Source organism: Acinetobacter sichuanensis (genome assembly GCF_003024515.2).
In the GTDB taxonomy this organism is placed as follows: domain Bacteria; phylum Pseudomonadota; class Gammaproteobacteria; order Pseudomonadales; family Moraxellaceae; genus Acinetobacter; species Acinetobacter sichuanensis.
In genome coordinates this window covers 1-8881 of sequence record NZ_PYIX02000067.1, presented here as the reverse complement: position 1 = coordinate 8881, position 8881 = coordinate 1, and the positions used below count along the sequence as shown (strand labels likewise).

11 protein-coding genes and 1 pseudogene are annotated in these 8881 nt (G+C 34.1%); 3 read left to right on the top strand and 9 right to left on the bottom strand.

Annotated elements, in window-relative coordinates; genetic code table 11:
• The 6 genes and pseudogenes from C9E89_RS23410 to C9E89_RS20670 all read right to left on the bottom strand — a co-directional run.
• Positions 1 to 153 (bottom strand): annotated as a pseudogene (locus C9E89_RS23410) (IS701 family transposase); the annotation flags it as partial.
• A 39-nt stretch (positions 154 to 192) separates the two neighbouring features.
• Positions 193 to 486 (bottom strand): RHS repeat-associated core domain-containing protein, encoded by a 294-nt coding sequence (locus C9E89_RS24120; protein ID WP_322887907.1) that lies wholly within the window; start codon positions 484 to 486, stop codon positions 193 to 195.
• Complete coding sequence (locus C9E89_RS24115) at positions 447 to 698, bottom strand: hypothetical protein (RefSeq protein ID WP_171405190.1); 252 nt, start codon at positions 696 to 698, stop codon at positions 447 to 449. The genes C9E89_RS24120 and C9E89_RS24115 overlap by 40 nt, the downstream gene beginning before the upstream one ends.
• 115 nt (positions 699 to 813) lie before the next feature.
• Positions 814 to 1227, bottom strand: coding sequence for a hypothetical protein (locus tag C9E89_RS23395; RefSeq protein WP_228199090.1), 414 nt, complete (start codon positions 1225 to 1227; stop codon positions 814 to 816).
• A 171-nt stretch (positions 1228 to 1398) separates the two neighbouring features.
• On the bottom strand, positions 1399 to 1722 hold the full coding sequence (locus tag C9E89_RS20675) for a hypothetical protein (RefSeq protein ID WP_107010046.1): 324 nt from the start codon (positions 1720 to 1722) through the stop codon (positions 1399 to 1401).
• Positions 1723 to 1760: 38 nt separating this feature from the next.
• Positions 1761 to 1970 (bottom strand): hypothetical protein, encoded by a 210-nt coding sequence (locus C9E89_RS20670; protein WP_228199089.1) that lies wholly within the window; start codon positions 1968 to 1970, stop codon positions 1761 to 1763.
• 495 nt (positions 1971 to 2465) lie between these two features.
• Here C9E89_RS20670 and C9E89_RS20665 point away from each other — a divergent pair, with 495 nt between their 5' ends.
• The gene (locus C9E89_RS20665) at positions 2466 to 3953 is read left to right on the top strand and encodes an AAA domain-containing protein (RefSeq protein WP_107010045.1); all 1488 of its coding nucleotides are present in this window, start codon (positions 2466 to 2468) and stop codon (positions 3951 to 3953) included.
• Positions 3954 to 4330: 377 nt separating this feature from the next.
• Here the strand turns inward: C9E89_RS20665 and C9E89_RS20660 are convergent, their stop codons facing one another.
• Entirely contained in the window at positions 4331 to 5179 is an 849-nt protein-coding gene (locus C9E89_RS20660; protein WP_147305738.1) for a hypothetical protein, read from the bottom strand.
• A 24-nt stretch (positions 5180 to 5203) separates the two neighbouring features.
• Entirely contained in the window at positions 5204 to 5335 is a 132-nt protein-coding gene (locus tag C9E89_RS24065) for a hypothetical protein (protein ID WP_265935936.1), read from the bottom strand.
• Between the two features lie 177 nt (positions 5336 to 5512).
• Between C9E89_RS24065 and C9E89_RS20655 the strand changes: the two genes are divergently transcribed.
• The gene (locus C9E89_RS20655; RefSeq protein ID WP_107010043.1) at positions 5513 to 6715 is read left to right on the top strand and encodes a tyrosine-type recombinase/integrase; all 1203 of its coding nucleotides are present in this window, start codon (positions 5513 to 5515) and stop codon (positions 6713 to 6715) included.
• 607 nt (positions 6716 to 7322) lie between these two features.
• Complete coding sequence (locus C9E89_RS20650; RefSeq protein ID WP_107010042.1) at positions 7323 to 8273, top strand: LysR family transcriptional regulator; 951 nt, start codon at positions 7323 to 7325, stop codon at positions 8271 to 8273.
• On the opposite strand, the gene C9E89_RS20645 is transcribed toward C9E89_RS20650, so the two are convergent.
• Positions 8257 to 8881, bottom strand: a 625-nt coding sequence (locus tag C9E89_RS20645; RefSeq protein ID WP_116746707.1) for an acetyl-CoA C-acyltransferase, incomplete at its 5' end; no start/stop codon positions are given. The genes C9E89_RS20650 and C9E89_RS20645 overlap by 17 nt on opposite strands.

The window sequence follows — 8881 nt, the reverse complement described above, 5'->3', positions numbered from 1 at the left end:
ACGTTCTAAAAAGCGATTTACACTGTCGTGTGAGATTTGATAGGTATCTGCAAGTTGCGTACAACTTATAGAGTGTGGTTCTGTCATAAGAAACCCCATATAAATGGGTAAAGTACATTGAGCTGTAGAAGCATGTTTCGTTTGTCTAATCACATATATGTTTTACAGCATATTGACTATTTTTTCATGCTGTCAATGCGTAAGTCCTATAGATTTATCCAAGTGAACTCTATATTTAGCCTGTGTTGCATATCCTTTAAAAACAATATGATGTCCATGTGTTGCTGATTGCATGTTTTGAGGGATTTTTTTCCCACATGCTATAGCTTTTTCTTCCCAAGTAGGTTCTAGTCCCAACGGATCAACCCATCTCACTGGATTGGGTGCATAAGCATAAATATTATATCCGCCTTTTAACCCAATCGGATCTCTACTTATAAACCGTCCTACATACGGTGAGTAATACCGATAACGGTTGTAATGCAATCCCGTCTCCTCATCATAATACTGTCCTTGAAAACGGATATTATTCGTGATGATTTCACTGTCCCTAATGTCTCGCTTGGTGTGGTTTTCAGGTTTACCACTCGAGCGTAGCTCTCGCCTTGCGCTTCGGGAAAAACGATGTTTTTCTTATCCTCGCTCACCCATGCTTTGTAGTTCGCTGTCCAAACAATCGCCCCTGTTTGGTCACTCATTTCCTGTGGTGTACCTAAGTGGTCACAGTGGTAAAACCACACTCGATCAAACTTTTCTACTTTTTGAATGGTATGCCATAACGGGTCTTTGTCGTAGTCATAGCCATTCGCCCACTCACTTGCGCTCGGGCAAAGCGGTGCTTTGCTCTTCCTTGCTCAGGTGTTGATTGATTTGTTGTCGGTAGGTGGCTTGAATTAACGGGACAAAGCTTCTATTTTCATACACGTAGTGTTTGGTGTATTGGTTTGTAGATTCATACGCTAAGGTATCTCCATCCCATCCATAGTGGGTGGTTTCGGTATAGTGACTGCGTCCTGCTTGAATGTGTTGTTTGGACTTTTCGATGCGTCGACCCAATGCATCGTAGTGGTAGTGGATTTCGGCTTTGTCATTTTTACTGCGGATCAGTTGTCCCAATGCATCCCATTCAAAGTGTTGGAGTTGTCCGCCATCATTTTGCACAATCAGCTGACCATAGTCATCGTATTGGTATTTCTGATCTATGTAGTCTAGTACTACATTGTTCACTAAGCTGTTGTAGCCATGTTTATGGGTCGGCTCAAAGTAGGTGTCTTGGCGTATTGCTATATGGGGTTTGTTGATGGCTTTGTATTTTATTTGGATTAATGGTATTACTTACAGGGTCAAAGGCAAATGTTTCTTTGCCTTTGAATTAAAGTTATTAGCGCAGCCTTAAAACTACCAATCTGAAAGTACACCGTCTTCATCTTCAACTCTAATTTCTGTTTTGCTTCTAATCCAGTTAAGCAATTTTTTCAAATCATACGTTATTTCAGGTCCATGAGAAGATATTTCTAAGAAAATATAAGTAGCTTTGAAAATAAACCTAACGTCATAATCCCAATCCCCCTGTTTTCCATACGTTTCTCTCAATAAAACAGTATTGTTCTCTTTATCAGTTTTTATAAATGTGCGCAAATCTTCCAAATTTTTGATAATTAATTTGTCATTATCTGTATACCAGTTTTTATCTTTAAAAAATATATATCTTTCAGCTGACATTTAACTTAATCTCCGTGATTGCGAATAACTTAAAAGCTCTATTTTCTTGGTTTCCAATACTCTAATTTTTCAAAAGCTCTTTCTAAATCATCCTGATCATCTACCCCTAAACTATTATCAAATTTACTAGATAAAATTTTTCTAATATTTGCTAGTTTTTCAGAAATATTATTATCATCTATAAATTTAGTAGTTTCATCTGCATATTCTAGATAAGAGCTTGGTAGGGTTTTCAGTTTTACACTCATCCCACTGCGGTGTTTGGTGTTGATTAATCTGTTGTCTGTACGTGGCTTGAATCAGTGGAACAAAGCTTCCATTTTCATACACATACACATAGTGTTTGGTGTATTGGTTGCTACTCTCATAAGCGAGTGTATCACCATCCCAACCGTATTGGGTGGGTTTAGTGTAATGTATTAGCCCCCGTAAAAACGGACAGTTAACTTAGCTTTATTTTACATTAATCATGGGTTTGTGTAGTGGTGTTAAAATGAGTAGTATACTTTTGGAACACCATCAAATATATTAACCATAAGCCTTTGGAAATGACAGCAGCGGCTTTTAAATGAACTCAGATTTTTTAGATTCAAACAATTTTTACAACTAACACAAGTTAAACGAATGATTTTAGTTTAAAGACTAACTTTTATTTAGTCAGTATCAGCATTCCCCAAATCCCCTATCACAAAACTCAATATGATATTATTTTGGAAAATATTTATATTTCAATTGAGCTACTTATGGGTTTAAATCAAAAAAATCTTTTAAAAGCCTGGCAACATTATATTGAAATTACAGGCTGTGAAAAATCTAAAATACCAGTAAAAAATATAGATCATTGCCAGATTATTAATTTCAAAGAAGCTGATTTTAATGAGAACATCAGTAGTAAAGGTGTTTTTATTGAATTATATCCTGATCAAATCGCACATTTGACTGAAAAATATGTCGTTTTCGATCAAGAAACGGATGAAAACAAACTGAGTGAAGAGTTACTGTTTGCATTTCCACTGCTCAATATACATCACAAAAATGAATCGTTTTATCTGCCAATATTTACCATAGACCTACCTTCCAATTTTTTACTTGAAAATGATTTTACAGGCTTTGATCTTTCGTCCAATGTCTCAAATATGGTGAAAGTTAATCTAGCTGTTCTACTCAATTATTTTGATGTCGAAATTGATGATTTGGATGAATCACGTAACATACTTGAGCTGATGAGTCTTGTTTGTGATCGTCCATTTGCTGATTTTAAAACGCTTTATTTTGGTTTCCTTGAATGGGCCAATGAACGATTAGCGTCCAAGAACAATAACTTTAAGTCTATATACTTTGCACCGCATACACATGGCTTGATCTATGGCACAAAAAATGATGATGCAGGGACAACTCGTGATCTACAAGACTTCAAACATATACTCGGTGAAATAGAATCTGATCCACAAATAATTGCTAAAAAATACCCATTACTCAACGAATATTTAACCAAGAATGGTGACAGCACCTCGATTGTTGAACAAGATCATATTACTTTAAATACAACCTATGGTCTTTTTGAAACTAAGTACTCTTTAGGGCGTGGACAATATCAAGCCATTCAAGTCGCCAATATTCATCCTGCCAATCCCCTCATCGCTGTACAAGGAGCTCCCGGTACTGGAAAAACCACGTTATTCAAATCACTCATTGCTCAACAAGTTTCAGCACGTGCTCTTGCCATCATTGAGGGTGCAGACCGAAATATGAATATGCTTGTCTGTTCTACAGCAGTTAAAGCTGTAGATAACGTGATTGCTGATCTTAAATCAGATCCTTTTACCCAAAACCTAGACTGGTTATGGTTCCATGGTGGTTCAAACGCCAAAATTGGCATTGAAATCGAAGAACGTCTGAAACGACATATTAATAGATTGAGTTTAACTGACTACGATGATGCTGAATATTCACGACTTAAGCAGGCTATTCTCCAAACCCAAAATCGTATTGATCAATTGAGTTTAAATTATTTATCAGCCATTGATGAACTCAGCAAACGTAAAGCTGATATTTCTTTTTTAACAATTGATCATACTTTAGATGATTTTTTTCTGAAAAATACCCTTCAACAACACTTTCAGGAATCGTCTAAACAGTTAGACTTGCAATATCAATCCAATGTTTACAGCCACGTTGTTTTAAATCTTGGTTTGGAATTAGCCCAACAGAATGGAAAAAAGGTAGATTGAATTAACTCGATAAACACTAGAAATTAAATGAGTTTTTACACTGCGAAGTGGGTAACAGACCAAAAATATCATATCGTTAATTTAGTCAGCAAACTCAATGGTCTTGATCTTATGTTTATTTAATTGACGTTCTTACAAGTCTACTCTCCCTATAAAATTAAATATATCAAAGAATTAGAACCAAATAAATGAAACTCCACTTGAGTTCAAGTAGGTGCTCAGCAGATGCTTATTACTGTAAGTTACTCTTTTTCAGGCTTATCTACATAAATAAAAGCCTCTAACTACCCACAAAATTTTATTTTATGCATATAGGCAATTTGAGTACTGTTCCCATTTTAAATGGTTTTGGTACGTTGATTTAAGGGAACATAACCTTACCATTCAGGCATATTGTTAAACATTTTAGATAAACCGCTACGATACAGATTTTTCATGCCTTGAGGCATTAGACCACGTGAACAACTTCCTAACAAATCAATCATATACATTTCCGCAAATGACTTACAACGGTAAAAATTTCCATCCTCAAAAAGCCATGCTTCGTATTCACCATCCTGCGTTTGTTGAAATGGCAATAAGATACGAGTTAAATATTCTGTAATATTAATGACACTGTCTTTAAATTCTTTATGCAGAGGTAAAGTACCACGGCTAAAATAACCAATTTCAGATTCATCTTTTATATTCACCACATCTAAGATGTTGCCTCGCTCCTCACCTGTCAATTTAAATAATTCAAAATAGTTTACATAGTGATAATGGTTCTGTTCTGCTTGAGCTAGGCTTTGAGGATTTTCAATATAGTCTTCCTCATTCATTTCTATAATACTGTGATAAGCTCTAAACCCTTTTTTATCTTCTTTAAGATAACTTATATTTTCAATTTTAGATAAAGCAGAATATGTTAAAAAGTCATAAGTGAAATTCTTGGAAATTTCTATTCCACCAGCCAACACAAAATCTTTATATGATTTTGGCAAAACCATTCCTAAGTCTTTTTCTTTTTTATCTAACTGGTTTTGTATAGCTACGACATCAAAATGTCTTATTAAGTTCAAATATTCAGCTTTTAAATGACTAAAATCACTTGCATCAAATTCGGGGTTTTCTCCTTTAAAATTTTCATAATTATCAATAAATTCTATAAAAAATTGTTGCCATATTTCAGCTGTACCGATATACCCTGAATGTATATGTCTTAAAGCGGTTGTTGGAAAATTCATTTTTTGTTCCATTATATTAAACTCTTATTTATCTGGATCTGGACTATGTGAGGTTTTAATTTTCCCTTTTTCCGTCCAATAAAAACTCATTGGCACCATACTATGAGAAAGTACAATATATTTTTCACTTGAAGATGTGCCATCAGATTTTAACATTCCATCTAGTAAACGCCCACCATCTTGATTTTTGAATCAATTTGACTATTTTTTCATGCTGTCAATGTGTAAGTCCTAGTTGATAGGATGCAATATAAACACATCAAACGCTATCAATAAATTTTGCTATAATAACAATATCATGCATAGTTTATCGTAGTTACTTCATACAAATTTATGAGTCTTACAGAATCAAGAGTACGACAGGCAAAACCTAAGGAAAAAATTTACTTTTTAGCTGATGACGATGGTTTAAGCTTAAAAGTAGATCCGAATGGAAGAAAGTCTTGGAGCTATCGTTATTCGATAGAAGGCTCTACAAAAAGACCTAGAATTAAATTGGGTCTTTATCCTTTCATGTCATTAAAAGATGCTCGATCTGCACGAGATGAATACAAACTCAGTCTGGATACTTCTTATATTTCAAAAAATAAAGAATTATCTTTTCAAGAAGTCTGTGAAGAATGGCTATCTTTTAAAATAAAAAATTCTTTTGAAGATAAACCTCGCTGTGGTGTCATAGAGTTAGCTAAAAAATGTTTAACTCAAGACATTTACCCACATATTCATGATTTATCGTTTAGTCATGTAAAACGATATGATCTTGTCATTATCATTAAAAATATAGAATCACGTGGTGTAAAAGAACCTGTTAAAAAAGCATATAGTTATTTAAAACAAATTTATGATTATGCTGTGGCTATGGGGTATTGTGAATATAATATTGCAAATGGTCTGAATAAAATATTTTTAAATAATAAAATTAAGAAAAATTATCCTTATTTAAAATCAGATGATTTATCTGTTTTTATAGATAGAATCAGTCAATTAAATACAGACCCTATTATAAAAAAAGCATTATGGTTAAAGCTTTATACTGGCGTTCGTGGTTCAGAGCTTTTACTTTGTGAACCCCATCATTTTGATTTAGAAAATAAAGTATGGAAAATCCCTGCTCTTCATGTCAAACAATTCAGAAGAAAAGTTATTTTAGGGCATGATATTCCTGACTTTTTAGTACCTTTATCTACTCAAGCTATAAAAATTATAGAATCTGCTTTAGTGTGGTCACACGGTGAAAAGTATGTATTTTACAGTCCTCGAAACCCAAATCAACATATACATTTTAATACATTAAATAGTTGTATTAGAAAAATGGGCTATAATAAAACTGAATTATCTTCTCATGGTTTAAGATCTACTTTTAGTACAATATTAAATGATTCAGGACTATTTCAATCGAGTTGGATTGAAGCCCAACTTTCACATACTGATAAAAATAAAACACGAGCAAGTTATAATCATGCTGAATATTTTAATCAACGTAAAGAAATGATGCAGTGGTGGGGAGATTATATTGAAAAATACAGTTCAATTTAATTTATATTTTTGATCAATTTATATTTTTTAAATACCACTTAAATGGTATTAACTTATAATTAATTGCATCTTAAAATTCATTTAGCTCTATCAAATCCATCAAAGATAAAAGTAAATAGGTTTTATCCCTAGAGTTATCCACAGAAATTGCGGATAATTTAAGAACACTTACCCTTGATAAATAAAAGAAAAAATATATTTTGATTCTTTTTTAATCTAAAATACCCAATAAGTATAATATATCTATCCAAAATAATCAGACTTCTAATTTGACTATCTCCTTTTATTCATTGTAGTAGTATTTAAATCTAACGTGTTGTCCATTTATCTTCATATCTTGATTCTATCTTATAGTTCAATTAAATTTTCAAGCGATCTAAATTAAAACAGACAGGCTATTTAAAATATTAAAAATAAAAAATTTTCAAATCATTCAATATAGATCAAATTTACTACTGAATATTAAATTTAATTTCTTTTAATAATGTATGGTTTCTAAAAATGAGTTAGAATATCAATTCAAATCAATAGAATTTTAAATACTATTGATTTCAACTTTCATTTGAATGTTGTGTATTCTAATATATTAATTTACAAGGGATAAATAATGGATAAGTTACAATGCATGGATGCATTTGTACGTGTGGCAGAAAGTGGTAGTTTTATAAAAGCAGCAGAACAATTGGGTGTCACTCGTTCGGTCATTAGTAGCCGTATTCAACAGCTAGAAAATTTTATTAAAGCCCCTCTCTTTCATCGTAGTACGCGCTCTGTGCGTTTGTCCGATATTGGTGAACGCTATTATCATGAGTGTGCTGATATTATTAAACGCTTTGAATTTTTAGCAGATGAAATGGCACATGCCACCTCCAAAATGCAAGGACGTTTACGCATTCATATGGCGCCAGGTTTTGCGATTGATCATTTTGGTCATCTACTTACGATTTTCTTGAAAGAATATCCTGATTTAAATATCGATATCGTGGTTAATGACCGAATTATCGACCCAATTGCAGAAGGCTTTGATATTGTTTTTCAAATGTTCCCACCTACTGGTGAAAGCTTAGTCGAAAGAAAACTGTTTAATGTGAATCGAGTGCTTTGCTGTTCGCCTCAATATCTCAAAAATATTGAACCAATCCAACATCCTGAACAATTAAAAGACCTCCCTCTAGGCTATTATTCGGGTTATCCAACCCGAAATCGCATTCAATATTTAGAAGGGACTGAATTTAAAGACATGGAAATCAATATTCATGTTCTTTCTTCTTCTGTGCACTTATTACGTGATTTTGCTCTAAGTGAAGGAGGCATAGTCTGCCTCCCAACCTTGGTTTCACATAAGCATATTATGAATCAACAACTGATCACGATTTTACCTGAATATCCTTTATTGAATTACGGCTTACGTGCAGTCTTCCCTGCCAACTCCAAAAATTTATCTAAAATCAGAAAGCTTTTAGACTTTTTATTGGCTCGGTTAGACACTATTCCTACTTGGGATGTTGAATTGATTAAAGCTCAACATTTATCTGAAAAAGTTAAACTCTTTCAATAATCAAAGCAATGCCTTGACCTACACCGATACACATTGAGCACAGGGCATATTTGCCACCTGTTGCTTCAAGCTGATTCAGTGCTGTAATCACCAGACGTGCACCTGATGCGCCAAGTGGATGACCCAAAGCAATCGCACCACCGTTTGGATTGACTTTCTCTGAACCATCGGCAATGCCTAAATCACGCGTCACAGCCAATGCTTGTGCTGCAAAAGCTTCGTTCAGTTCAATCACATCCATTTGCTCAAGTGTTAAACCTGTTTGAGCCAGTAATTTTTTGATCGCAGGTGCAGGACCAAAGCCCATAATGCGAGGCTCAACACCGACTGTTGTTGCACCAATCACTTTGGCACGAGCTTTTAAACCATAAGTTGCAACGGCATCATCAGAAGCGATGAGCAATGCTGCTGCACCATCGTTAATGCCTGAAGCATTGCCCGCAGTCACTGTACCTTCAGCTTTCACCACAGGTTTTAACTTAGTTAACGCTTCAATAGTTGTAGCACGAGGATGTTCATCTTTTGCAACAACAATGGCATCACCTTTGCGCTGTGGAATGGTCACTGCAATAATTTCTTTGTCGAAGAAACCTTTTGCCTGTGCAGCA

Coding starts and splice junctions, on each gene's coding strand:
- C9E89_RS20655 (WP_107010043.1), top strand. CDS start 5,513: ATGAGTCTTACAGAATCAAGAGTACGACAGGCAAAACCTAAGGAAAAA.
- C9E89_RS20665 (WP_107010045.1), top strand. CDS start 2,466: ATGGGTTTAAATCAAAAAAATCTTTTAAAAGCCTGGCAACATTATATT.
- C9E89_RS20660 (WP_147305738.1), bottom strand. CDS start 5,179: ATGAATTTTCCAACAACCGCTTTAAGACATATACATTCAGGGTATATC.
- C9E89_RS24115 (WP_171405190.1), bottom strand. CDS start 698: ATGAGTGACCAAACAGGGGCGATTGTTTGGACAGCGAACTACAAAGCA.
- C9E89_RS20675 (WP_107010046.1), bottom strand. CDS start 1,722: ATGTCAGCTGAAAGATATATATTTTTTAAAGATAAAAACTGGTATACA.
- C9E89_RS20650 (WP_107010042.1), top strand. CDS start 7,323: ATGGATAAGTTACAATGCATGGATGCATTTGTACGTGTGGCAGAAAGT.
- C9E89_RS24065 (WP_265935936.1), bottom strand. CDS start 5,335: ATGTTAAAATCTGATGGCACATCTTCAAGTGAAAAATATATTGTACTT.
- C9E89_RS20670 (WP_228199089.1), bottom strand. CDS start 1,970: ATGAGTGTAAAACTGAAAACCCTACCAAGCTCTTATCTAGAATATGCA.